The organism is Sphingomonas sp. Leaf357, from assembly GCF_001423845.1.
In the GTDB taxonomy this organism is placed as follows: domain Bacteria; phylum Pseudomonadota; class Alphaproteobacteria; order Sphingomonadales; family Sphingomonadaceae; genus Sphingomonas.
The window spans coordinates 690,077-714,912 of sequence record NZ_LMPM01000001.1 but is presented as its reverse complement, the minus strand read 5'-3'; the positions used below and the strand labels follow the sequence as shown (position 1 = coordinate 714,912).

At 63.9% G+C, this 24,836-nt stretch carries 22 protein-coding genes; 13 read left to right on the top strand and 9 right to left on the bottom strand.

The features are described 5' to 3' along the window. Positions 1-34: 34 nt before the first annotated feature. Both ASG11_RS03405 and ASG11_RS03400 read right to left on the bottom strand, forming a co-directional pair. Entirely contained in the window at positions 35-784 is a 750-nt protein-coding gene (locus ASG11_RS03405) for an anti-sigma factor (RefSeq protein WP_055775197.1), read from the bottom strand. Then, positions 781-1,299, bottom strand: a complete 519-nt coding sequence (locus tag ASG11_RS03400; RefSeq protein ID WP_082472772.1) for a sigma-70 family RNA polymerase sigma factor — start codon at positions 1,297-1,299, stop codon at positions 781-783. The genes ASG11_RS03405 and ASG11_RS03400 overlap by 4 nt, the downstream gene beginning before the upstream one ends. 228 nt (positions 1,300-1,527) lie before the next feature. On the opposite strand from ASG11_RS03400, the gene rpiB reads away from it, so the two are divergent. From rpiB to ASG11_RS03380, 5 genes are all read left to right on the top strand, one after another. Next, positions 1,528-1,980 (top strand): ribose 5-phosphate isomerase B, encoded by a 453-nt coding sequence (gene rpiB / locus ASG11_RS03395; protein ID WP_055775194.1) that lies wholly within the window; start codon positions 1,528-1,530, stop codon positions 1,978-1,980. After that, complete coding sequence (gene glyA, locus ASG11_RS03390) at positions 1,977-3,308, top strand: serine hydroxymethyltransferase (RefSeq protein ID WP_055775191.1); 1,332 nt, start codon at positions 1,977-1,979, stop codon at positions 3,306-3,308. The genes rpiB and glyA overlap by 4 nt, the downstream gene beginning before the upstream one ends. A gap of 2 nt (positions 3,309-3,310) precedes the next feature. After that, on the top strand, positions 3,311-3,478 hold the full coding sequence (locus tag ASG11_RS18965; RefSeq protein ID WP_168371688.1) for a hypothetical protein: 168 nt from the start codon (positions 3,311-3,313) through the stop codon (positions 3,476-3,478). Beyond that, entirely contained in the window at positions 3,479-3,940 is a 462-nt protein-coding gene (gene nrdR, locus ASG11_RS03385) for a transcriptional regulator NrdR (protein WP_055775187.1), read from the top strand. It begins immediately after the preceding gene. Positions 3,941-4,033: 93 nt separating this feature from the next. Then, positions 4,034-5,131 (top strand): TrmH family RNA methyltransferase, encoded by a 1,098-nt coding sequence (locus ASG11_RS03380; RefSeq protein WP_082472565.1) that lies wholly within the window; start codon positions 4,034-4,036, stop codon positions 5,129-5,131. Here the strand turns inward: ASG11_RS03380 and ASG11_RS03375 are convergent. Further along, positions 5,128-5,433: a chorismate mutase gene (locus tag ASG11_RS03375; protein WP_055775181.1), complete on the bottom strand. Its 306-nt coding sequence runs from the start codon at positions 5,431-5,433 to the stop codon at positions 5,128-5,130. The two genes, ASG11_RS03380 and ASG11_RS03375, sit on opposite strands and share 4 nt — an antisense overlap. A 216-nt stretch (positions 5,434-5,649) precedes the next feature. On the opposite strand from ASG11_RS03375, the gene rpsD reads away from it, so the two are divergent. Then, the gene (gene rpsD / locus ASG11_RS03370; protein WP_055775179.1) at positions 5,650-6,264 is read left to right on the top strand and encodes a 30S ribosomal protein S4; all 615 of its coding nucleotides are present in this window, start codon (positions 5,650-5,652) and stop codon (positions 6,262-6,264) included. 91 nt (positions 6,265-6,355) lie between these two features. Here rpsD and ASG11_RS03365 read toward each other — a convergent pair whose 3' ends face one another. Beyond that, positions 6,356-8,350 (bottom strand): alpha/beta hydrolase family protein, encoded by a 1,995-nt coding sequence (locus ASG11_RS03365; RefSeq protein ID WP_082472564.1) that lies wholly within the window; start codon positions 8,348-8,350, stop codon positions 6,356-6,358. A gap of 139 nt (positions 8,351-8,489) precedes the next feature. Here ASG11_RS03365 and ASG11_RS03360 point away from each other — a divergent pair, with 139 nt between their 5' ends. Both ASG11_RS03360 and ASG11_RS03355 read left to right on the top strand, forming a co-directional pair. After that, positions 8,490-10,139, top strand: a complete 1,650-nt coding sequence (locus ASG11_RS03360; protein ID WP_055780179.1) for a M28 family metallopeptidase — start codon at positions 8,490-8,492, stop codon at positions 10,137-10,139. Positions 10,140-10,154: 15 nt separating this feature from the next. After that, positions 10,155-11,132, top strand: coding sequence for an agmatine deiminase family protein (locus ASG11_RS03355; RefSeq protein ID WP_055775176.1), 978 nt, complete (start codon positions 10,155-10,157; stop codon positions 11,130-11,132). Between the two features lie 164 nt (positions 11,133-11,296). Here ASG11_RS03355 and ASG11_RS03350 read toward each other — a convergent pair whose 3' ends face one another. Genes ASG11_RS03350 through ASG11_RS18960 form a run of 3 tightly spaced genes read right to left on the bottom strand, consistent with a single transcriptional unit; the run spans position 11,297 to position 16,897 of the window. Then, a complete protein-coding gene (locus ASG11_RS03350) occupies positions 11,297-14,905 on the bottom strand; it encodes an error-prone DNA polymerase (protein WP_055775173.1) in 3,609 nt (1,202 codons plus the stop codon). Continuing rightward, positions 14,902-16,446: a Y-family DNA polymerase gene (locus ASG11_RS03345; protein ID WP_055775170.1), complete on the bottom strand. Its 1,545-nt coding sequence runs from the start codon at positions 16,444-16,446 to the stop codon at positions 14,902-14,904. Before ASG11_RS03345 ends, ASG11_RS03350 begins: the two co-directional genes overlap by 4 nt. Continuing rightward, positions 16,337-16,897, bottom strand: coding sequence for a hypothetical protein (locus tag ASG11_RS18960; protein WP_236697364.1), 561 nt, complete (start codon positions 16,895-16,897; stop codon positions 16,337-16,339). The genes ASG11_RS03345 and ASG11_RS18960 overlap by 110 nt, the downstream gene beginning before the upstream one ends. A gap of 530 nt (positions 16,898-17,427) precedes the next feature. Between ASG11_RS18960 and rfbC the strand changes: the two genes are divergently transcribed. From rfbC to rfbA, 4 genes are read left to right on the top strand one after another with little or no spacing between them, the layout of a single operon-like run. Beyond that, a complete protein-coding gene (gene rfbC / locus ASG11_RS03335; protein WP_055775168.1) occupies positions 17,428-17,991 on the top strand; it encodes a dTDP-4-dehydrorhamnose 3,5-epimerase in 564 nt (187 codons plus the stop codon). A gap of 7 nt (positions 17,992-17,998) precedes the next feature. After that, positions 17,999-19,063 carry a dTDP-glucose 4,6-dehydratase gene (rfbB, locus tag ASG11_RS03330; protein ID WP_055775165.1) on the top strand — a complete coding sequence of 355 codons (1,065 nt, stop codon included), beginning with the start codon at positions 17,999-18,001 and terminating at the stop codon, positions 19,061-19,063. Then, a complete protein-coding gene (gene rfbD, locus ASG11_RS03325) occupies positions 19,060-19,938 on the top strand; it encodes a dTDP-4-dehydrorhamnose reductase (protein WP_055775162.1) in 879 nt (292 codons plus the stop codon). The genes rfbB and rfbD overlap by 4 nt, the downstream gene beginning before the upstream one ends. 25 nt (positions 19,939-19,963) lie before the next feature. Next, the gene (rfbA, locus tag ASG11_RS03320) at positions 19,964-20,839 is read left to right on the top strand and encodes a glucose-1-phosphate thymidylyltransferase RfbA (protein ID WP_055775158.1); all 876 of its coding nucleotides are present in this window, start codon (positions 19,964-19,966) and stop codon (positions 20,837-20,839) included. Positions 20,840-20,864: 25 nt separating this feature from the next. On the opposite strand, the gene ASG11_RS03315 is transcribed toward rfbA, so the two are convergent. Continuing rightward, complete coding sequence (locus ASG11_RS03315) at positions 20,865-21,983, bottom strand: PQQ-dependent sugar dehydrogenase (RefSeq protein ID WP_236697363.1); 1,119 nt, start codon at positions 21,981-21,983, stop codon at positions 20,865-20,867. Between the two features lie 516 nt (positions 21,984-22,499). Here ASG11_RS03315 and ASG11_RS03310 point away from each other — a divergent pair. After that, positions 22,500-23,471 carry a TylF/MycF/NovP-related O-methyltransferase gene (locus ASG11_RS03310; protein ID WP_156363629.1) on the top strand — a complete coding sequence of 324 codons (972 nt, stop codon included), beginning with the start codon at positions 22,500-22,502 and terminating at the stop codon, positions 23,469-23,471. A 44-nt stretch (positions 23,472-23,515) separates the two neighbouring features. Here ASG11_RS03310 and rfbH read toward each other — a convergent pair whose 3' ends face one another. Further along, the gene (rfbH, locus tag ASG11_RS03305) at positions 23,516-24,829 is read right to left on the bottom strand and encodes a lipopolysaccharide biosynthesis protein RfbH (protein ID WP_055775151.1); all 1,314 of its coding nucleotides are present in this window, start codon (positions 24,827-24,829) and stop codon (positions 23,516-23,518) included. Between the last annotated feature and the right edge of the window lie 7 nt (positions 24,830-24,836).

Sequence of the window (24,836 nt, the reverse complement as noted above, 5' to 3'; positions counted from 1 at the left end):
GTCAGCTACGGGCGGCCACCGTGCCCGGATGCAGTCAGACCTGCGAGAGCGTGCCCTTGGCGACCACGGGACCCTGCGGTTGGCCCGTCGGCGAACCACCGACCGCTTCGAGCGAGATGGCCAAGGTCGCCCCCGCTGCGATCTGCGCGCGATTGGCGGCGTTCACGGTCAGCACCGTGCCGCCCTTGGTCCGGAGCAGCCCGAGAGAATGCGGCGTGGCATCCGCGCCGATGATCCACAATTCGGCGCTCTGATTGGCATCGGCCAGTGCCGCCTCGGTGAGCCGCAATCCGCCCGAAGCCGGATCGTACACCGCCGTCACCGGCGCGCCGGTCGTGGCGGGGTCGATCGCCGCGACCAGGATCTGGGCCGGCGCAGGGGCCATGGTCGGCTTGGGTTGCGGCGGCGCGGTCGGCACCGAGATCGGGCGCAGCAGAACGACGAGCAACAGGCTCGCGGCAAGCAGGCTGGCGACCGCGGCGATGCCGGGCCACAGCAACGACCTGCGCTGTGCCGGCATCTCGACCGGCACGGCCGGCGCGTCGATCGACCGTTCGATCCGCGCCAGCACACCGCCCGATGGCGTCATTTCCGGCCAGAGATCGAACAACCGCGAGAGATAGGTACGCCAGACCTCGACCGAATGCGCGAAGCCCGGCTCGGCCAGCACGCGACGCAACGCCAGCGCGCGCTCCTCGCCCTCCAGCAGCCCCAGCGCCAGTTCGGCGGCGGCGACATCGGGATCGGGACCGTCGTCCGCGGGAAGAAGCGTGTCGTCGCTCACGATTCGAGGCACTCCTTCAGCTTGAGGAGGCCGCGCCGTACCCAGCTCTTCATCGTGCCTAGCGGTACGTTCTGCGCCAGCGCCAGATCGGCATAGGTCGTGCCGTCGAAGAAGGCGGTGCGGATCGCGTCCTGCTGACGCCGCTCGAGCGTATCAAGGCAGCCATGCAGCAGGCTCGCATCCTGATCGGCGACCATCGTGTCGCTGACCAAAGGTGCGCTGTCGGCGATCGGCGGCGCGTCTTCTATCGGGCTGGCGCGGCGGATGGTCTGCGCGCGCCGCCAGTCGATCGCGCGGTTGCGCGCGATCGTGGCAAGCCACGTGATCGGGCTGGCCCGCGACGGCTCATAGGCCCCGGCGCGCTTCCAGATCGTGAGATATACGTCGTGCAACACATCTTCCGCCGCTTGCCGTTCGCCGCAGATACGGAAGGTGATGCCGAATAGTTTCGCCGAGGTCAGCTGGTACAATTCCCGGAACGCCTGGCGATCCTCATCCCCGGTCTTCACCAGCATATCGGTGAGATACGCCCGCGCCGCGATGGCGACGGCCGGATCGACCTTGGGTCCGATCGGTTCGGCTGGGCGCGAGTCTGTCACAGGTCGTCTTGCTACAGGGCTTGTGAGCAGACGGCAATCGATAGCGCAGATGCCGATATCCAAGGTGGCGTTCGCCGCAGGCTTTGCGTAAGAGCGCCCGCATACGCTCACCCCGGGACAGTATCAGGGACACGCACGCCGAGCATGCGCATCGCCATCGCATCCGACCATGCCGCTTTCGATCTGAAGGCGGCGCTTGCCGCCTGGCTGCGCGAGGCTGGGCATGACGTGGCCGATCTCGGCCCGCACAGTGCGGACCGGGTGGATTATCCCGATTTCGGCTATGCGCTTGCCGACGCCATGGCTTCCGGATCGGCCGAACGCGGCATCGCCCTGTGCGGATCGGGCGTCGGCATCTCGATCTCGGTCAATCGCCATCCGGCGGTACGCTGCGCTCTGGTCGGCGAGCCGCTCTCCGCTGCGCTGGCGCGTGAACATAACGACGCCAACGTGATCGCGCTGGGCGCGCGCCTGACTGGCGAGGACATGGCCAAGGCCTGCGTAACCGCCTTCCTGACCACCGATTTCGCCGGCGGCCGCCATTCCGGGCGCGTCGAGAAACTCAGCCATCCCCAGTTCGAGGAGCTTGTAAAGTGAGCACGAACCCGCAGACCCACGCCTCCAATGTACTCGGGGACGTCCAGCCGGACGGTTTCTTCACCCGCGGCCTGGCCGACGCCGACCCGGCGATCTTCGCTGGCGTAGCGCACGAACTGAAGCGCGAGCAGACGCAGATCGAGCTGATCGCGTCCGAGAACATCGTCTCCAAGGCGGTGCTGCAGGCGCAAGGCAGCGTGTTCACCAACAAATATGCCGAGGGCTATCCCGGCAAGCGCTACTATCAGGGGTGCGAGCCCTCGGACGAGATCGAGGCGCTGGCGATCGCGCGCGCGTGCGAATTGTTCGGCTGCGGCTTCGCCAACGTCCAGCCGCATTCCGGCGCGCAGGCCAACGGCGCGGTGATGCTCGCCCTGGTCAGGCCCGGCGAGACGATCATGGGCCTCAGCCTCGATGCCGGCGGCCATCTGACGCATGGCGCGCGTGCGGCGATGAGCGGCAAATGGTTCAACGCGGTGCAATATGGCGTCGATCCGGTCACGCACCTGATCGATTTCGAGCAGGTTCGCGCGCTCGCGCTGGAGCACAAGCCGAAACTGATCATCGCCGGCGGCTCCGCCTATCCGCGCCAGATCGATTTCGCGAAGTTCCGCGCGATCGCCGACGAGGTGGGCGCTTTCTTCATGGTCGACATGGCGCATTTCGCCGGCATCGTCGCGGCCGGCCTGCACCCCTCGCCCCTGCCGCACGCGCATGTCGTGACGACCACGACGCACAAGACCCTGCGCGGTCCGCGCGGCGGCATGGTGCTGACCAACGACGAAGCCATCGTCAAGAAGATCAACAGCGCGGTGTTCCCAGGGCTTCAGGGCGGCCCGCTGATGCACGTCATCGCGGCCAAGGCGGTTGCGTTCGGCGAGGCGCTGCAACCCGATTACAAGAGCTACATCGCCGCCGTGGTCGAGAACGCCAAGGTGCTGGCCGCGACGCTTAAGGAACGCGGTGCGGAGGTCGTCTCGGGCGGCACCGACACGCATCTTGCCTTGATCGATCTCACTCCGCTCGGCGTCACCGGCAAGGACGCCGACGAGGCGCTGGAGCGTGCCGGCATCACCTGCAACAAGAATGGCATCCCGAACGATCCGCTCCCCCCGACCAAGACCAGCGGCATCCGCGTCGGCTCGCCCGCCGGCACGACGCGCGGCTTCGGCCCGGCCGAGTTCCGCGAGATCGGCAACATGGTCGCCGACGTGCTCGATGGCCTGCGCAAGAACGGCGAACAAGGCGATGCGCAGGTCGAGGCGGCGGTGAAGGAACGCGTTGCCGCCTTGTGCGCTCGCTTCCCGATCTATCCCGAAGGAATCTGACCATGAACGATTTCGACAAACCCCAGATCGACAAGCCGCTGGGCAAGAGCATGGCGAAATGGGCCGCGCTGGGTGCGGTGGTGGCGATTCCGGCGCCGTTCGTCGGCCCGATCATCGGCGCGGCCGCGGGCGCCGGCTATGCCTATCTCAAGGCGAAGAAGAAGCTCTGAATGCGCTGCCCCTTTTGCGGACATGAAGACAGCCAGGTAAAGGACTCGCGCCCCACCGACGACGGTGCCGCCATCCGGCGCCGCCGCCAGTGCGAGGGGTGCGCCGCGCGGTTCACGACGTTCGAACGCATTCAGTTGCGCGACCTCTATGTCCTCAAGAGCGAGGACAAGCGTGAGCCGTTCGACCGCGACAAGTTGCTGCGCTCGGTCTCGATCGCGGCGCGCAAGCGCCCGATCGACTCGATCCGTCTCGAAAAATTGGTGTCGAGCATCCAGCGCCAGCTGGAGACGCAGGGCGAGAACGAAATCCCCTCCAAACGCATCGGCGAACTCGTGATGGAGGGGCTGAAGGGGATGGATTCGGTCGCCTATATCCGCTTCGCCAGCGTCTATAAGGATTTCCGCGAGGCCAGGGATTTCGAGGAATTCGCCGGCAACGTGACGGAAGTGGGCAAGGGGTGAGGCGTGTCTGAAAAGGCTATCTAACCTGCTTCCGTTCGTCTCGAGTAGCTGTCGAGCTTGTCGAGACGGCGTATCGAGAGATAGGGCCGGCGCATGACCTTCTGGACTTACATCCTCCGCTGCAGCGACGGCAGCTATTATACCGGCCACACGGACAATCTCGAACGCCGGATCGGCCAGCATCAGGCTGGCGAGATCGAGGGGTATACGCAATCTCGCCGGCCCGTAATTTTAATGTGGTCGCAGGATTTCGGTTCGCGAATTGAGGCCTTGGAAACGGAGCATCAGGTCAAGGACTGGTCGCGTAAAAAGAAGGAAGCGCTGTTTCGAGGCGATTGGGCAGCACTGTCCGCAGCAGCAAGGAAACCGCCGACGGCTCCTGTCTCTCGATACGGCGTCTCGACAAGCTCGACACCTACTCGAGACGAACGGGTGGGGAATCAAATGGCGACACCAGCAGACCTCGCCCCGCCCCCCGTCATCGTACTGGTCCGCCCGCAACTCGGCGAGAATATCGGCAAGGCCGCGCGCGCCATGCTCAATTTCGGGCTCACCGAGTTGCGTTTGGTCGCCCCGCGCGACGGCTGGCCCAACCCCTCCGCCGGGCCGGCCGCGAGCGGCGCGGATGTGGTGCTGGAACGGGCGCAGGTCTATGCGAGCGTAGCCGAAGCGGTCGCCGATTGTCCGCATGTCTACGCGACGACGGTGCGCAAGCGCGGCGTGACCAAGCCAGTCGTCACCCCCGAACGGGCGGCAGGGGCGATCCACGCCGCGCCCGGCCGCACGGCGATCCTGTTCGGCCCGGAGCGCTCGGGCTTGGAAACCGACGACGTCGCGCTCGCCCGCGAGATCATCACCGTGCCGATCAACGCCGAATTCGGGTCCTTGAACCTGGCCCAGGCAGTGATCCTGGTCGCCTACGAATGGTCGAAGGGCATTGGCCTCGCCTCCCCGCCCGAAACCGACCTGCCCGAACCCGCGCCGCAGGAAGAGCTGGACGGCATGATCGCGCAACTCGACGCGATGCTGGAGGCGGCACACTTCTTCTACCCGCCCGCGCGTACCCCGGTGACGAAGCGTACCTTGCGCACGTTGCTGACCAAGCCCGGCTGGTCGAGCCAGGAGGTGCGCACCTTTCGCGGCGTGCTCAGCGCGCTGTCGGGCAAGAAGGGACCGAAAGACCCTGCCTAGCGCCGGTCGAACGCGGCCAGCTCATAGGCAATCGACGCCTCGACCAGCAGATCCCACAGATCTGCGATCGCATCCGCCGGCAAACCCGCCGCCTGCGCTGCGGTGATCGCGTTGGAGATCACCTGCGCCTTGCGCCCTTCGTCCCGCACGGCGCCGCGCTCCGGCTTAATCCGCGCCGCGGCGTCCATGTACGCGAAGCGCCGGGCCAGCAGCGCGATCAGGTCGCGGTCCACCTGATCCACGCCAGCCCGGACCTCCGCCATGGTGCTGCAATCGGGGCCCGTCAAAATCGTATCGCTCATGGATTGCGCTCTTGTCCGAGCCGTACGCGACTGTCCAGCTTGACTCGTCGGCCCTGCGCGGCTAACCGCCCGCCTTCGCAAATGGCCCCGCACCCCGGTGAAGCGGCGGCCCTGACCCGATCCTGAAGGATCGGCCAGAGCGATGACCGGGTATCGATCAGCCTAGCCGTAACACGCGAAGCCGGTCTTGTTGTTGGCAATTGCAAGGTAAGTATCATGTCGAAGCGTTCATCCGCAAAGTACAAGCTCGATCGCCGTATGGGCGAGAACATCTGGGGCCGTCCGAAGTCCCCGGTGAACAAGCGCGAATACGGCCCCGGCCAGCACGGCCAGCGCCGCAAGGGCAAGGTCAGCGATTTCGGTATCCAGCTGCGCGCCAAGCAGAAGCTCAAGGGCTACTACGGCGACGTGACCGAGAAGCAGTTCCGCGCCTGCTACACCGAAGCCGCGCGCATGAAGGGCGACACCGGCCAGAATCTGATCGGCCTGCTCGAACAGCGCCTGGACATGATCGTGTATCGCGCGAAGTTCGCGCCGACCGTGTTCGCCGCGCGCCAGCTCGTTTCGCACGGCCACATCCGCGTCAATGGCGTGAAGTGCAACATCGCGTCGCGCCGCTGCTTTCCGGGCATGGAAATCACGTTGGGCAGCAAGGCCAAGGAAATGGCCCTGGTGATGGAAGCGCAGAGCCTGGCCGAGCGCGAAATCCCCGATTACGTCGCACCGGACGGCAATGCGAAGGTGACTTTCACCCGCGTGCCGACGCTCGACGAGGTGCCCTATCCGGTGAAGATGGAACCGAACCTGGTCGTCGAATTCTACTCGCGCTAAACGCCGGGCGGATCACAATCGATCGTCGCTACGCGATGGCGGCAGACAGAACGAAAGGGCGGGCCCGGCGACGGACCGCCCTTTTCGCGTATCAAAGTCCCAAGGACGTTCGCAGGAACGCGTCCGACTTGGCAAGCATCTCGGTTCGGACAGTATCGTCGTCGAGATAGTGATCGAGTCCTTTGAACTCGACATAGTCCACTTTCCGTCCGGCATCCTTCAACTTGTCCGCCATGTAGCGGGATTCCTCGACACCAACGTTTCTGTCGAGATCGCCGTGGAACATCAGTACAGGGGCTTTGATCTGCCCCGCATTACGTGCCGGCGATCCCTGTACGACATGCGCACCCTTGCCAATGAATGCGTCGACCAGCTTGAAGTTGGTATAGCCGTTCGCTTCTGTCCGCAGCATTTCGAGATCGGTGACAGGAGCGATCGCGACGATCGCCTTGAATAGATCGGGATCCAGAACGGACGACTGCAGCGCGGCATATCCGCCATACGACCAGCCTACGATCGCCAGCTTGCCCGGTGCGGCGATGCCTTGGGACCTCAACCAGCGGCCGGCATCGTTGACATCACCGATCGCGGCTCGCCAGGATTGAAAACCGTTCTTCTGGAACCAAGCATCGCCGTAGCCGGTCGAGCCGCGGTAATTGGGTTGCAGTACGGCGTAGCCGCGATTGGCGAAAAATTGCGACAGCCAATCGAAGCCCCATTCGTCACGCGCCCCTGGTCCGCCATGCGGCATTACGATCGCGGGAATATTCTTGCTGTCACTGCCGGGCGGCAATGTCAGATAGGCCGGAATCAGCGTGCCGTCGGCAGCCGGAAAAGTGATCGACTTGACCTGCGACAACGTGACGGAATCGAGCTGCGGGCGCGCGGACAACACTTCCTCAAGCTGCTTGGTCGCCTTGTGATAGACGTAATAGCGACCGGCATTCATGTCGCTGCCCGCGAACATGAGTAGCGTGCCCTCATCCGCGCTCGCGTCGAGGAACGTGACGAGCGGCTGGCCGGGCAACGCCTTGCCGAGCGAGACGCGCAGCTTGCGCAGCGCGGGATCGAAGAATTCGCTTTCCCGTCGGTCCGTTACGAACGAGGCACCGACGACCCGGTTCTGCCGCCCGACGCGGATGAGGCCCGAGACGTCGACGTCCGGCCGCGCGAACACGAGTTGCCGTTTCAGACTGCCGTCCAGCGCCACGCTGTACAAAGCATTTCGCCCATCCAGCCGATCGAAACCGTATGCGATGTTGAGATAGCGATCGACGGCATAGGGGTTGAACCCGCTGCCATTGTTGCTGGCGATGTTCAATGTGCCGAACGGCTTCCATTCATTGGCTGCCGGCAGACTATAAAGATAGTTGATCGCGCTGCTCAGATATCCCGAATTGTCGCGTGGTTGCAGCCCCATCATGCGCACGGTGCCGTGACCGTCCGTGATATATTCCACGGCCGAGAAGCGTGGCGGCACGACGACGCGGCGTTGCGTCCCGGCGGGATCGACCATCTCCACGCCCAGCCCCTCGTCCGAACTGCTGATATGCGTTCCCAGCGAGGATTCGGGGATGAACTGGCGGGTCATCAGAACCTTGCCGGTCGGATCGTCCGGCAGCCAATCGATAATGCTGCCGCCATCCTGCAAGATGCCCAGCGATCGGCTGTTGGTGCGGGCGCTCATCTGACGCTGGTCCCGACCATCACTGCCGATCGATACAAGACGCGTGAACGCCAGGGTCTGTGTTCCGCGGTCGATGAGGTAGATGCTGCAGATCAGCCGGACATTGCTGGTCCAGTTGCATCCTGTCAGCCGATCCGGCTCACCGCTCGATCGCAGGATCGGAACCGGCTTGCCGCCTTTCACCAGATCCGCGATCAGCAGGACCGAGCCCTTGCCCTTGGTCGGCGAGATCATCGCGATGTGCGTGCCATCTGGCGACAGGCTCATCTGCGACACCCCTTCGCGCGCGCCAAAGGCGGCAGCGGCGTCGAACGTCACGTCCGGTGCCGCATTGCCCGACAGAGTTATGGCCGCGCCCGCCGTTAGAAGAACGTGCGCAATGCGCTTTGATTGTAGCATGAAACCCCCATCACGAGAGCAAGGACGATAGATCAGACGTGGGGGGACGCAATAGCCCGGCCACATCGCGCGCCGAGTCTTGCGTCGACCGATGCGCGCTGCCAAACCGCCGGTACGTCCCGCCATGCCGGAGTTGATCATGCGTAAAATCCTCGCAATTCTGCTGGTCGCCAGTTCCTCGTTCGCCACCGCTCCGCTACTTGCGCAGACGGCAGCTAAACCCGCAATCTCGGTCGAAACCCTGAAGACCGTCACTCAGACGCTGTCTTCCGATGCGTATGAAGGTCGCAAGCCGACCACGCCGGCGGAGGACAAGACGACCGCCTATATCGTCGAGCGCTTCAAGCAGGCGGGGCTGAAACCGGGCAATCAGGGCAGCTGGTTCCAGAACGTGCCGCTGGTCGAGATCAACGCGACCGATGTTGCACCGCTCACCTTCACCGGCGGCAAGACGCCGGTGACCGCCGCGTACCGCAAGGATCTGGTCATCGCGACGTACCGCGTGGTGCCGAAGGTCGCGATCAAGGACAGCGCAGTCGTGTTCGTCGGATACGGCATCAACGCGCCGGAGCGCGGCTGGAACGACTATGCCGGGGTGGACGTGAAGGGCAAGACGGTGGTCATCCTTATAAACGATCCGGATTGGCGCACGATGACCCTGGACGGGCCGTTCGGTGGCCGCGCGATGACGTATTACGGGCGCTGGACCTACAAGTTCGAGGAAGCGGCACGGCAGGGCGCGGCAGCGGCGATCATCGTCCATGATACCGAGCCCGCCGCCTATGGCTGGGGCGTGGTGCAGTCGAGCTGGACCGGGCCGCAACTGGAGCAGGATACGCCGGGCAATCACATGGACCAGAGCCAGGCGGTGGGCTGGATCCAGAAGCCGATCGCCGAGGCGCTGTTCGCCAGCGCCGGGCAGGATTTCGCCGCGCTGTCCCAGGCCGCCGCGGTCAAGGGCTTCAAGGCGGTGCCGCTGGGCGTTAAGGCCAGCGTCTCGTGGAACAACACGATCCGGCGCCAGGCATCGAAGAACGTCGTCGGCATCCTGCCCGGCACCGCGAAGCCCGATGAAGTCGTGCTGTATTCCGCGCACTGGGACCATCTCGGCCACTGCGATGCGGTGAAGGGCGACGATATCTGCAATGGTGCGGTCGACAATGCCACCGGCGTCGCCGGGCTGGTCGCGCTGGCCGAGGCGACCGCGAAGGCCGGGCCGGCCCGGCGCAGCCAAGTGTTCCTGGCGGTGACGGGGGAGGAATCCGGGCTGTTGGGATCGAAATTCTATGCCGAAAACCCGGTCTATCCGCTGGCGAAGACGGTTGGCGGCGTGAACATGGACGGGCTGAACGTGATCGGCAAGGCGAAGGATTTCGTGCTGGTCGGCGCGGGCAAGTCCGAGCTGGAAGATTTGGTCAAGCCGCTGGTCGCCGCCGAGGGCCGCGTGATCACGCTGGAGGCGAACCCGGAGCGCGGCTCCTATTACCGCTCCGACCATTTCAGTTTCGCCAAATTGGGCGTGCCGATGCTGTACGGCGAGAGCGGCGAGGATCTGGTGGTCGGCGGCGTGGCGGCGGGCAAGGCGGCGACCGAGGATTATGTCGTCAACCGCTACCACAAGCCGCAGGACGAATATGACGCGAAGTGGAACTGGGACGGCGCGGTCTCCGACCTGAACGTCTATTATGCGCTCGGCCACGCTTTGGCGCAGGGCGATGCGTGGCCGAACTGGTATCCGTCCGCGGAATTCCGCAAGATCCGCGACGAAAGCCGCGGCGCGGCCAAATAAACGGGCGAAGCGACGATGACGAAGCAGTTGGTGCAGCCGGCGGAATGGGCACCGCATAAGGCGGTATGGATCGGCTTTCCCAGCCATCCGGACCTGTGGCTCGACGATCTGGAGCCGGCGCGCGAGGAGGTGGTCGCCTTTGCCCGCGCGGTGCATGCCGACGGGCGCGGCGAGCGCGTGATCCTGGTCGCCGCCGACGAGGAGGCGGCGGGCGCGGCCGGCGCGATGGCCAAGGGGATCGCCGATGTCGTGATCGAACCCTTCGGCGATATCTGGCTGCGCGATACCGCCGCGATCGTGCTGAGCGACGGCACCGCGCGCGACTTCCGCTTCAACGGCTGGGGCGGGAAATACGATCTGCCGGGCGACGACGACATCGGCCAGCGCCTGGCGGCACGGCGGCGCATCCATGCCGAACGTTGCGACTGGATCCTGGAAGGCGGCGCGATCGACGGCGACGGTACCGGCTTGGTCGTGACGACCGAGCAATGCCTGCTCAACCACAATCGCAATCCCGGCCTGTCCAGGGCGGAGATCGAGGCGAGGTTGCGGTCCGATCTCGGCTTTACGCAGGTGATCTGGCTCGGCGAAGGACTGATGCACGATCATACCGACGGGCATGTCGACAATCTCGCGCGCTTCGTGGCGCCGGGCAGGCTGGCGATCCCGCAGGCGGCGGAGAACGACCCCAACTGGCTGGTCTATCAGCACGCCGCGCGCGATGCCGGGATGCACGACGGGATCGAGATCGTATTGCTCCCGTCGCCCGGCCGCGTGCTGCGCGACGAGGAGATCGTGCCGGCGAGCTACATGAACTTCTATATCGGCAATGCGACCGTGGTGGTCCCGCAATATGGCGCACCGAACGATGCGGCGGCGGTGGCGGCGATCCAGGCGCTGTTCCCAGATCGCGAGGCGGTGGGCCTGCACGCCGACCATATCCTGACCGGCGGCGGCAGCTTCCACTGCATCAGCCAGCAGATTCCGGCGTGAGTTTCGCGGCTGCGATAGCGAACCTTAGAAGGAAGTGTGGTTCACACGAAGGCACGAAGGCACGAAAAAAGTATAAGAAGATTGCCTCGGGCAGTGATGCGAAGCGCAGCTTTCAAACTTCTTTTCGTGCTTTTGCGACTTCGTGTGAACCACCTTCCCCTACCTCAATGAAAATCGCGCGACTTCGGAATGATCCGCACGTCGCGGGGATGGCCGTGGCGCGGCGTGTTATGGCCTGACGGTGTCGCCTGCCTTGCCCCCGGAGACCGCGACGGCTGCGCGTTTTCGAACACGTCCGCGCGCAGCAAGGGTATTTTCGCCTTGTCGAGATCGGACAGGTGATCGAGCAGATCGGTGCGGTCCACGATCCGCGACGCCATCAGGTGGACGACATTGCCCTCGATCGGGCCGGCCTTCTGCACGATGCCCTCCACCTCCATCAGCCGCGACGCCATCACCTGGCGCCGGAACCGTTCGAACATCCGCGCCCACATCACGATATTGGTCACGCCACTTTCGTCCTCGATCGTGACGAAGATCGCATTGCCCTTGCCCGGGCGCTGCCGGACCAGCACGATTCCCGCCGTGCGCACCTGCGCGCCGTTCTTGCTCGCCGAGGTCGCGGCGCAACTCAGCACGCCCTCCGCATCGAGGATCGGGCGCAGGAACGACATCGGGTGCGCCTTCAACGACAGGCGCGTCATCTGGTAATCGGCGACGACATGCTCGGCATCGGACATTGCCGGCAACGCCATCTCCACCTCCTTGCCCAGTTCCGCCGCCTCGGCCGCGGCAAACAGCGGCAGCGCGGCGGAGGGCGTCCGCCGCGCCTCCCACAAGGCATCGCGCCGGTCGAGGCCGATCGATCCGAAGGCATCGGCATCGGCCAGCAACCGCAGCGCGCGTTCGGGCAGATCGGCGCGACGTGCGAGGCCTTCGATCGAAGTGAAGGGGCCGGCGCCTTCGCGTGCCCGAACGAGCGTATCGGCCCAATCCCCTTTGAAACCGGTGATCTGGCGCAGGCCGAGCCTGAGCGCCGGCTGGTGGTCGCTTCCCTGTCCTATCCCCGTTCGCCCCGAGCCTGTCGAAGGGCCGTTCCCGTTCTCAACCGTCGCAAAGGAAGACGAGGCTTCGACAGGCTCAGCCCGAACGGATGCGCGGGCATTTTCCTCAAACTGCTGCGGCTCGATCTCCAGTATGCTGTCCCAGCAACTCGCATTCACATCGATCGCACGCACCACGACGTCATGCTCGATCGCATCGCGCACGATCTGCGCCGGGGCGTAGAAGCCCATCGGCTGCGAATTGAGCAAGGCGCAGGCGAACACCGCCGGATGGTGGCACTTGATCCACGACGACACATAGACCAGCCGCGCGAACGACAGTGCATGACTTTCGGGAAAGCCGTAAGATCCGAACCCCTCGATCTGCTTGTAGCACCGCTCGGCGAAATCCTGCTGGTACCCCCGCGTCATCATCCCCCCGACCAGTTTCTCGCGGAAATTGTGCATGCCGCCGACATTGCGAAATGTCGCCATCGCGCGCCGCAATTGGTTCGCCTCGGACGGGGTGAAGGCGGCAGCGACGATCGCCAGCTTCATCGCCTGCTCCTGGAAGAGCGGCACGCCATAGGTATTGCCGAGCAGGGTCTTCAGTTCGTCCTCCGGCCCGAATTTCGGATCGGGCGCGGGATATTCGACCTTCTCCACTCCGGTACGGCGGCGCAGATAGGGATGCACCATGTCGCCCTGGATCGGCCCCGGCCGAACGATCGCGACCTGCACCGTCAGATCGTAGAGATTCCTGGGCCGCAGGCGCGGCAACATGTTCATCTGCGCGCGGCTTTCGACCTGAAACACGCCGATGCTGTCGCCTTTCTGAAGCATCTCATAGACCGCCGGATCGTTGCTATCGAGATCGACATTCAGCGTGTGTTTGCCGAACCCGTGCCGTTCGAGCAGATCGTAACTCTTGCGGATACAGGTCAGCATGCCGAGTGCCAGCACATCGACCTTCATCAGGCCGAGCGCATCGATATCGTCCTTGTCCCATTCGATGAAGGTGCGATCCGCCATCGCCCCATGGTGCAGCGGCACCGTCTCGTCCAAGCGGTTTTCGGTCAGCACGAAGCCGCCGACATGCTGCGACAGATGGCGCGGAAACGGCGCCTCCAAAATCTGATCCATGATGAAGCGCAGGCGTGCGATCTGCGGATTGGCGAGATCGAACCCCGCTTCGACGATGCGGCGATCCTCCATGTCGCCGGAATGGCTGCCCCATACCGTACTCGCCATGCGCTCGGGGATATCCTCGCTCAACCCAAGCGCCTTGGCGACTTGGCGCACCGTGCTGCGCGAGCGATAATGCGCCACCGTCGCGGCGATGCCGGCGCGGTGGCGACCGTATCGGCGGTAGATATATTGCATCACCTCCTCGCGCCGTTCGTGTTCGAAATCGACATCGATATCGGGCGGCTCGTCGCGTTCGTCGGACACGAAGCGCGAGAAGAGCAGATCGTGCTGCATCGGATCGATCGAGGTCACGCCGAGCAGGAAGCAGACCGCGGAATTGGCCGCCGATCCGCGCCCCTGGCACAGGATCGGGGGATCCTGCGCGCGCGCGAACCTGACCAGATCGTAGACGGTGAGGAAGTAATAGGCGTAATTTCGTGCGCTGATCAGGACGAATTCCTCCGCCAGCGTCGCGATCACCTTGGGCGGCATGTAATCGGCATAGCGCTCGATCGCCGCATTCCATACGAGGTGTTCCAGCCACGCCTGCGCTTCCCAGCCCTCGGGCACAGGTTCGTGCGGATATTCGTAGCGCAGATGCTTCAAATCGAATTCTATCTGAGACAGCAAAACCTGCGTCTGCGCGATCGCTTGCGGGTGATCGCGGAACAGTCGTGCCATCTCGGCAGGATGTTTCAGATGACGCTCGGCATTGGCTTCCAGACGCTTGCCCGCCGCCGCGATGGTCGTGCCGAGGCGGATGCAGGTCAGCACGTCGTGCAACGGGCGCTGCTCCGGCATGGCGTAGAGCGCATCGTTGGTCGCGATCAACGGCACGCGCGCGGCGTGCGCGATGCCGTTCAGGCGAACGAGATCGCGCGCGTCCCGGCCACGATGCGGCATCGCCGCGCCGAGCCACACGCGATCGGGTGCCACTCGACGCAGCCGGACAAGCGTCCCCTCGAGATCGGCCGGCGGCACCTCCACCAGCCGCAACATCGGTTTCGGCGGATGACCGTAATCATAATCCACCGGATCGCGATGCGTCGCCTCGTCCTGCGCGGTGGAATATGGCAGCGCGATCAGCAGAAGATCCTGCGCGTAATCGATCAGATCGGCGAAGCGCAGAATGCAATCGCCCTTCACCGCGCGCAGATTGCCGACGGTCAGCAATCGCGTCAGCCGTCCCCAGCCAAAACGTGTGGCGGGATAAGCGATAATGTCCGGCGTGCCATCGACGAACACCAGTCGAGCGCCGACGATCAGGCGCAGGTCGATTTCACAGGACGCCCATTCGTCGTCGCTCAGCGTCTCGGGTTCGCCGCGTGCCTTCTTGTCGGCGAGCAGCGCCACGCGTGCCTTGTCGGGCGCGGTCTTCAGCGCCGACCAGGCCCGCACCACGCCGGCCACGGTGTTGCGATCGGCAATTCCGATCCCGGTCATGCCGAGCGCGTTTGCAACGCCGATCATGTCGCTGGCATGGCTCGCCCCGCGCAGAAACGAATAGTTGGTTGCCGCCACCAGTTCGGCGAAGGCCGTCACGCGAAAAGGCCGTGTACGTACCAATGCGGCGTCTCGCGCTCGGTGCCGTACAGTCCGTGACGGAAGACCCAGAAGCGGCGGCCGCGCGCATCCTCGATGCGGTAATAATCTCGCGTCGGGCGGGGCGGACCGTCACGCCACCATTCGGCGGCGACGCGTTCGGGGCCCTCGAAGCGCGTCACTTCGTGCAGGTTGCGACGCCAGCGAAAGCGCTGCGGCGGGCCGTCCGGCACTTCCGCCACGACCTGGATCGGCTGGGGCGGATCGAACAGGTGCAGCGGGCGGCGCGGTGGTTCGCCCGGCTCCGGCGCGTCCCAACTGGCCGGCGGCATAGCGACCGCGGGCAAAGCGAGCACCGCTTGTTCCGGAATATGTGTGTCCTGCGGGATCAAGCGGCGGAACCGCCCGCGCCCGAGCCGCGTGCTGAGCCGGTCGATCAGCGCGGCCAGTTCGCCCTCCGCCACCGCCCCGCCCTCAAGTTGTAATTGCGTCGGTGCGAGGGGACCGAGTGTCGGCACGGTCAGGCGGATCATGTCGAAACCGAAACCGGGATCGATCGGATCGGCCAGCCCCTCGATCCGCTCCTCGAACAGGCGCATCACCACCTTGGGATCACGCACCGCGAGACTCGTCTCGACCGCGAGATCGACGGCGAGGCCATCGCTGCGGAAGAAGCGCGCGGCGAAACGCCGGCCGCCCTGATGCTGTTCGGCCATCGTCTCCGCCGCTTCGGTCGCCAGTGCTTCGAGAATGTTCAGCGCCGCGGCGGTCTGCGTTACTGGCTCGGCCAGCCGCCGTTCGACCAGCAAGGCGGGTGGAACGCGGCGCGGCACGATGCGGCTGTCGGACTTGCCGGTGAGACGCGCGAGGGCGGCCACCATATCGTCGCCGAAACGTGCGGCGAGCGGTGCGGTCGGGCGACCGGCAAGATCGCCGATCGTCTTCAGCCCGGCGCGCCGCAGCGCCAGTTCGGTATCCTCGTCGAGCCGAAGCGCGACCACGCCGAGCCGCAGGACCGCCGCCGCTTCGTCCGGCGCGGGCATCGTCTGGTACCGCGCGAGCGCCTGCGCCGCCTCGGGCGACGCAGCCAAGGCATGCCGCACCTGCAGACCATAAGCGGCGAGCCGGCGCTCGAGATCGGCGGCCAGATCGTCCTCGCTGTCGCCGTCCTGCAGGCAGCCGGTGATGTCGAGTGTCAGCCCGTCCGCGCCATCGATCGCGACCAGTGGCGTGTAGCGATCGCAGCCATCGGCGATCCGTTCGAGCAAGGCATCGTCGGCCGCCGGATCATGATCGAGCGCGACCAGCCCGGGCAGGCGCGTGCGCGCATCGGCCAGCGTCATGCCAGGGGCGATTCCCAGCCCCTGCGCGACGCGGTCGACCGCGACCAGCCGCATCGCCCCGCGCTGCTTCTCCACAAAGGCATAGGCGCTATCCGGTGCGCTGCCGCGCGCTACCCGATCCGCCGGCAGAAACGGAAACCATAGCGCCAGAAAGCGCCGCCGCCTGATATCCGGCCGGCCGGAAGATTGCCTCGTCACGATCCCACTCCACACACCAGCGACCGCCGGCCCTTCCGCCGCGTTGCCGCGACAATTCCACATCCAGCGTCGGGAAACCCGGTGCGTTCGCCGCCAGCGGCACCGCCGCCGCCGATCGCACGTGCCAGCGCGTGTGCGCGGCACTGGGCGTCGGCTCGGCGGCGACGCGCAGCAGCAAGGCGGTTACGCCGGATCCCTCCGCCGCCACCGCCAGTCGCCGGCTCGCGGTGAGATCCAGCGCGCGAGGCGAGCGCCAGAGTTCGATCACCACCGCCCCCACATCGACACACCGCACGACCTCCACGGCGACCCGCAGGACGGACAGCGCATCGGGCAACAGGCCCAGCACCAGATTGGCAGGGTCGAAGCCCAATTCTACCAATCCCGGCCCATGCAACGGCGCCTTGGCCTCGGCCTCCTCCTGCCTGAGCCAGACGATGGGGGTCGCCACTCGGCTCGCTACGCGCAACATCAACATCGCAGCGAACCCCGTTCCTGCTCCCTCATCCTTCTCGTCCGACGCGAACAGTTCGTGCATTCGTCCACGAGCCAGCCCGCCATCCAGTCGTGCGTCGATCTCCCCATGGCCAATTGCTATGGGCAACGCTGTCTCGGATGCCCGCAAGCGTTCCAATGGCGCGATTCTCTGCCGCAGCATCTCCAGAATTTTACGCGACTCGATCATGCTTGTTCCCGATACGTTCTTTAACTGGGCGTGGGCGCGCTCCCATGTCAAGCAGATGCTTATGATCGGATGGCGCGGCATTTCTGGAACCAAGGGACGACTGCCGACGCGTGCCCTCCCGTGAACGTCCTGTGAAACCGCATAAGGCTAAGGGGCGGCAGGCATAGTGCCTCCTGAGACCTATTCCACCTGGATCCACATCATTTGCGCGAGGGTCGAACTGGCGAACGCCGCTTGGTTGGCAATTCGACCGATGATGCTAATGCAATCTTTTCTGAATACAGCCGGATGTTGAGATGAATTTTCAGACCTTCGATATCGCCGGCCCCGTCGCAATTCAGCCGGTCCGGCACGGCGATGCGCGAGGCTATTTCGCCGAAACGTTCCGTGCCGATCGGTTCATCGAGACCGTTGGAAAGCCCGAGTTCGTGCAGGAAAACGAATCGCTCAGCGCAAAAGCCGGCACGATTCGCGGCCTGCATTTCCAGACCGACCCATTCGCCCAAGGCAAGCTCGTCCGCTGCATCGCGGGTGCGCTCCTCGATGTCGCGGTCGATATCCGCACCGGTTCGCCGACCTACGGCAAATGGCTCGCGATCGAGTTGTCCGCCGAGAACGGCCGGCAACTCTGGGTTCCGCCCGGCTTCGCGCACGGTTTCTGCACGCTCGTGCCCGATACGATGCTCGCCTACAAGGTAACCGCTTATTATGACCATGCGAGCGACAAGGGCCTGGCGTGGGATGATTCGGCGATCGGCATAAAGTGGCCGGCGGTCGCCGATCCCGACACGCTCTCGCCCAAGGATCGCGTTCAGCCCACGCTGGCCGATCTTCCTGCCTATTTCACCTACCAGGACTGAAATTCAGATGCGGATCATCGTCACCGGCGGGGCCGGCTTTATCGGTTCGGCGCTGGTGCGTCACCTCGTGCTCGAACAGGGGTATGACGTCCTGACCGTCGATGCGCTGACCTATGCCGGCAATATGGCCTCGTTGAAAGCCGTGGAGGGACGCAACAACCACCAGTTCCTGCACGCCGACATTTGCGATCGCGCCAAGATGGATGCGGCGATCGCGGAGTTCCGGCCCGACCGGATCATGCATCTCGCCGCCGAAAGCCATGTCGATCGCTCGATCACCGGCGCGGCCGATTTCATTCGTACCAACATCATGGGCACGTTCACCCTGCTGGAGGCCGCGCGAATGTATTGGCTCGGGCTGGACGAGGCGGCGAAGCAGGCCTTCCGCTTCCTGCACGTCTCGACCGACGAGGTGTACGGATCGCTCGGCGCCGAAGGGCTGTTTACCGAGGAAACGCCATACGATCCGAGTTCGCCCTATTCGGCCAGCAAGGCGTCGTCCGATCACCTCGCCAAGGCATGGCAGCGGACATACGGCCTGCCGGTCGTGGTGTCGAACTGCTCGAACAATTACGGGCCGTATCACTTCCCCGAAAAGCTGATCCCGCTGATCATCCTCAACGCGCTCGATGGGCGTCCGTTGCCGGTCTACGGCAAGGGCGACAACGTGCGCGACTGGCTGTATGTCGAGGATCATGCCCGTGCGCTGGACCTGATCGCCGAACGCGGCCGGCCGGGCGAGACCTACAATGTCGGCGGCCGCAACGAGCGGCAGAATATCGAGGTCGTCCGCCGCATCTGCCAGACGCTCGACCGCCTGGTGCCGACCGACACGCCGCGCGAGACCTTGATCACCTACGTCACCGATCGGCCGGGCCACGACGCCCGGTACGCGATCGACGCGTCACGGCTCGAGACCGAACTCGGCTGGCGCGCGCAGGAGACGTTCGAGACCGGCATCGACAAGACGGTGCAATGGTATCTCGACAACAAATGGTGGTGGGGGCCGCTTCGCGAACGATATGATGGCGCGCGGCTCGGGCTGTCCAAGACCGAGGCCGCCGCGACGTGAGGATCGCCGTCACCGGCCGGAACGGGCAGGTCGTGCAGAGCCTGATCGAGCGCGCGCCGGCGCGCGGGCATGTCGTCATGTCGCTCGGCCGCCCCGAATTCGATCTCGCGGAAGGCGCGAGCGTGCGCGCAGCGTTGATCGCGGCGAAGCCCGACGCGATCGTTTCGGCCGCCGCCTATACCGCCGTCGACAAAGCCGAATCCGAGCGCGAGATGGCCTTTGCCGTCAACGCCGCCGGCGCAGGCGCGGTGGCGGAAGCCGCCGCGGCCCTAGGCGTGCCGCTCGTCCATCTGTCGACCGATTTCGTGTTCGATGGCACCAAGTCCGCCCCCTATGTCGAAACCGATCCGACCGGCCCGCTGGGCGTCTACGGCGCGTCGAAGCTGGCGGGCGAACAGGCGGTGCTGGCCGCGCATGCCGATAGCGTGATCCTGCGCACGGCCTGGGTCTACAGCCCATTCGGCGCCAATTTCCTGAAAACCATGCTGCGGCTCGCCGCCGATCGCGACGAACTTGGCGTGGTGGCGGACCAGTTCGGCAACCCGACCGGCGCGCTCGATATCGCCGATGCCGTGCTGCAGGTCGCCGAGCGGCTGGCGGAGGATCCATCACCGGACTTGCGTGGCGTGTTCCACATGACGGCGGCGGGCGATACGAGCTGGGCCGGGTTCGCCGAGGCGATCTTCGCCGCATCGGCGGCACGCGGCGGGCCATCGGCGCACGTGCGCCATATCACGACGGCCGAATATCCGACCCCGGCCACGCGACCCGGCAATTCGCGACTCGATTGCACGAAACTGGCGAACGCCTACGGCATCCGCCTGGGCGCGTGGCAACACGCCGTCGACCTCAGCGTCGCGCGACACCTTTCCTGATCCCGGACAGAATGGACAGAAGCATATGAGGGGCATCATCCTCGCCGGCGGCAGCGGTACGCGCCTCCACCCCATGACGCTGGCAACGTCGAAGCAGCTCATGCCGGTCTATGACAAGCCGATGATCTATTACCCGCTGTCCACGCTGATGCTGGCCGGCATCCGCGAAGTGCTGCTCATCTCCACGCCGCGCGACGTGCCGTCGTTCCAGACCTTGCTCGGCGACGGGTCGCAATGGGGGATGAACATCGAATATGCCGTGCAACCAACCCCGGATGGCCTCGCCCAGGCCTATATCATCGGCGCGAATTTCGTGGATGGCGGGCCGTCCGCCTTGGTGCTGGGCGACAACATCTATTACGGCCACGGCATGACCGAGCTCTCCGCCAGCGCGATGGCCCGGCCGAAGGGGGCCTCGGTCTTCGCCTATCATGTCCATGATCCCGAGCGGTATGGCGTCGTCGAGTTCGACGACGCGATGCGCGCGCTGTCGATCGAGGAAAAGCCGGCCGTTCCGCGCTCCAACTGGGCGGTGACCGGGCTGTATTTCTACGACAACCAGGTGGTGGATATCGCGGCGAATTTGAAGCCGTCGGCACGTGGCGAGCTGGAGATCACCGACGTCAACCGCATCTATCTCGAACGCGGCGAACTGACCGTCGAAATCATGGGGCGCGGCTTTGCCTGGCTCGACACGGGAACGGCGGACAGCCTGCTCGAAGCCGCGGAATTCGTCCGCACGATCGAAAAGCGCCAGGGTTTCAAGGTCGCCTGTCCCGAGGAAATCGCGTTCAACCAGGGCTTCATCGACGAGGCGCAGCTCAACAAGGCGATCGCTGCGTTGGGCAAGTCCGAATATGCCACGTCGATCCGGCGCATGCTGGAATCCGGCCGGCGCTGATCGCGCCGGATCTGCCCGAGCCGGATCAGAACACCGGCGTCAACTTGAGAAGCCGCCCGCTGGGCTGATCCTCCAGCACCCAAAGCGCGCCATCCGGACCCTGCGTCACCGACCGGATGCGAGCGCCGAGATCGATGCGCTGCACTTCGCTCGCCGTCGTTCCGGTCACGCGGACACGCACGAGCCCCTTGGATTGCAGGCCCGAGATGATGGCGTCCCCGCGCCAATCGCCAAACGTTGTGCCGGTGTAGAAGATCATCCCAGACGGCGCGATCACCGGCGTCCACCAGACGGCGGACGCTGCGTAACCGTCTCCCGTGGCAGGCTTTGGGAGAGGCGCACCGCCATAATTGTCGCCGTAGGAGACGTTGGGCCAGCCATAGTTGCCGGTCCTTTGGATCAGATTGAATTCATCCCCCCCCATCGGCCCCATCTCGTTTTCCCAGAGCTGGCCCGCGGCGTCGAATGCCAAACCATAGGCATTGCGGTGACCGAGCGTCCAGATTTCCGGCAACGCATCGCCACGGCCGACATAGGGATTATCGGACGGGATGCTGCCATCCGGATAGATGCGGATGATCTTGCCAAGCGTATTGGTGAGGCTTTGAACCGGCGTGAATTCCTGCCGGTCACCCGCTGTGACGAAAAGATAGATGCCGTCGGGTGAGAACGCCAACCGGCCCCCCGGTTCTCCGGAGCCGGGGAAACTGACGATTTTGGGCGTTTGCCGCCAGATCACCGACACATCGGTCAGTTGCGCCCCGCCGTTCGGATCTAAGTTCAGCGTGCCACGCATCACGGCCAATCCAGCCGGGTCGACCCGCGCATCCCCTTCATCGCGACCAGTTCTTGGAGCGTTAGGGTCGCGTTCCATGAAGCTGATATAGATACGGCGGTTGCTGGCGTAGAGCGGATCGAGCTTGATATCGAGCAGCCCGACATTGCTCGGCAGCCCGGCGATCGGGGCCGACACGACACCGCCTTGAGTAACCAACCGAAGACGACCGGGCTCGACTGGGTTTAGCAAGGTATCGGGTGTTGGCGGACGTTCGGTGACTAGCATCCGGCCATCTGGAAGGAAGATCATCGACCATGGCGCCGCAAAGCTGGCAACGGCGACCGAATTCACCGAGCGAACGGGCATGGGTGTCGGTGTCGGTGTCGGTGTCGGTGTCACCGTAGCGGGAGCGGAAGAACCGCCCGATCCCCCACCGCCACAAGATGCAAGTACCGCAAGCGACACGGCCGCTAATAACCGGGTGAGCCTCAAACACCTAAGCATACACCGTTCCAATTCGTGATTTCGTTCATCAGTTCTTCGAGGCCGAACCGCTTCCGGCATCCTCAAGGGCCATGCCTTTGAGTGACAGAAAACGATCTCGACCGTTCTCGTGCGATCGGTGCCCGAACACCACATATAACTCAAGAATAACATATTATCCCGATCGTATCCTTTATAGCGGCAGCTTGTAACGGATACGTCATGAATTTCAGTCGTCTTGCTGGCTCTTATCCCTGTATCTTTTAAAATGACTCGCGCTTATTTCACATCGAGGCACAGTGTCGGACAAACAAGTTTTCACCGCCTAACGATTACATCAGACGATCGAATTTTCGTTGAAGGTGGTCGCAGCCGGACCAGTAATGATGGAGAGCATTTTTGAGTCGCATCGTCCTTTTTGGTACAGGTAGCGCCGCTCTGGATTTTTTGAGCATGGCACCGGACGACCTGCACATCGTAGGCCTGATGGATAACGATCCATCCAGGCATGGAGCGATGATACAGGGACATGAAGTCTTCGCCCCCGATCGCTTGAGCGATCTGGAGGTCGATTACGTGGTGATCGCAGCACGCGCCGTAGACCCGATTTCAGACGGTTTGGCGGCTGCCGGCTTCCCTACCGAAAAGATTCTCGCGTTCTATCCGAGCTATAGCAAGAGGCTCCACGACTCCGCCAATCGTGATGTCGGGATCCTCAATAAGACCCTCGGCCTGTCCTTACCGCCAATAGGTTTGGCCACCATGTATTTGGATACCGAGGAAAGCTCTGAAACCGTGGAGCAGCCGCAGCGGGACTTCGTGCGCAATCAAGCGTTCCGTCTGGCCGCAAGACGGATCGCGCATCAGAATGTTGAAGGCGCGATCGGCGAACTCGGCGTTTATCAAGGTGATCAGGCGAAATTGCTTAACGAACTTTTCCCCGATCGTCTGCTCTATCTATTCGATACGTTCTCCGGATTTTCGGAAAAGGATCTCGGGTCGGAAGTCGGAAAAAGCTTTTCCTCAGCTTCGGTAGGGGATTTTGCTAATACCAGTATCGATTTGGTCATGGGGAAAATGCCGCACCCTGAACAAATAAAGATTTTTCAGGGCTATTTCCCGGATACTGCCGTCGGAATCGAAGAGCGGTTCGCTTTCGTCAGCCTTGATGTCGACCTTTACGAACCGACCCTTGCCGGTCTCGAATGGTTCTATGAGCGCCTCAATAAAGGCGGCTACATCTTCGTGCACGACTACAACAATCGGCGTTATCTGGGGGTCCGGAGTGCAGTCGATCAGTTCATCGCGACGCATCAGGCTTGCTGCGTTCCGCTACCCGATTTTGCGGGATCTGTGATTATTGCCAAATGAAGAATACGGGGTTCGGCGCACCTGCGTATCGAACCCCGCTATTTTTAGAAGTTTAGTCCGAAGAATTCTTCCAGCTTTTCGCCGACATAGTCGAAATGCTCCGCACCCAGTGCCGGATACAGCCCAATCCAGAAGGTATTGTTCATCACCCGGTCGGTCTGCGTCAGATCGCCGACCACGCGGTAATCGACATGCTGGAAATAGGGCTGGCGCGTGAGATTACCCGCGAACAGAAGCCGGGTCCCGATCTTGTTTTGATCAAGGTAGCGGGTCACGTCGACGCGCTTCGCATCGATGCCGTCACGCAGCATCAAGGGATACCCGAACCAGGACGGGTCCGAATTGGGTGTGGCTTCCGGGAGAATGAAAATCTCCTCCAGCCCTTTCAGCCGCTCGGTCAACAGTGCGAAGTTGCGCCGCCGGGCCGCGATGAACCCCTCGGCTCGGTCGAGCTGGGCCACGCCGCACGCGGCCTGCATATCGGTGATCTTCAGATTGTAGCCGAGATGCGAGTAAACGTATTTGTGATCGTAACCGAACGGCAGCGTGCCGTGCTGCTGAGCAAACCGGATCCCGCACGTATTGTCGCAGCCCGGCGCACAATAGCAGTCCCGGCCCCAATCGCGGATCGATTCGATGATCGGGCGAAGCTCCGCCGATTGCGTGAAGACCGCGCCGCCCTCCCCCATTGTGAGATGATGCGCCGGATAGAAGGACAGAGTCGCGACATCGCCGAAAAGGCCCACCTTCTTGCCTTCATAGGTGGCACCGAGCGCATCGCAGCAATCTTCGACCAACCAAAGATCGTGCTCGTCGCAGATGCGGCGAACTTCGGCGAGGTTGAACGGATTGCCGAGCGTATGGGCGATCATGATCGCACCCGTCTTGTCGGTGATCGCGGCTTCGATCAGGCTCGTATCGATATTATATGTCGGCACATCCACGTCGACGAAAACCGGTACGAGTCCATGCTGGATCGACGGGTTGACCGTCGTGGGGAAGCCCGCCGCGACAGTGATGACCTCGTCGCCGGGCTTCAGGCGACGATCACCGAGCTTGTGACTCGTGAGGCAGGACAAAGCGAGTAGGTTCGCCGAAGAACCCGAGGTGGTGGTGAGCACGAACGGTGCGCCGACGAGCTTGGCCAGCCCCGCTTCGAATTCGGTATTGAACCGTCCCGTCGTGAGCCAGCCGTCGAGCGACGCTTCGACCATCAATTCGATCTCCGGTGCGCCGATTACCTTGCCGGCGGGCGGGATAACGCTTTCCCCCGGCACGAACGGCTTGGATGCGAACTGGGCTTCGGCGTATTGGCCAACAAGCTTGCGGATTTCCTTGCGGAGGTCGTCAGCGGTCATCTAAAAT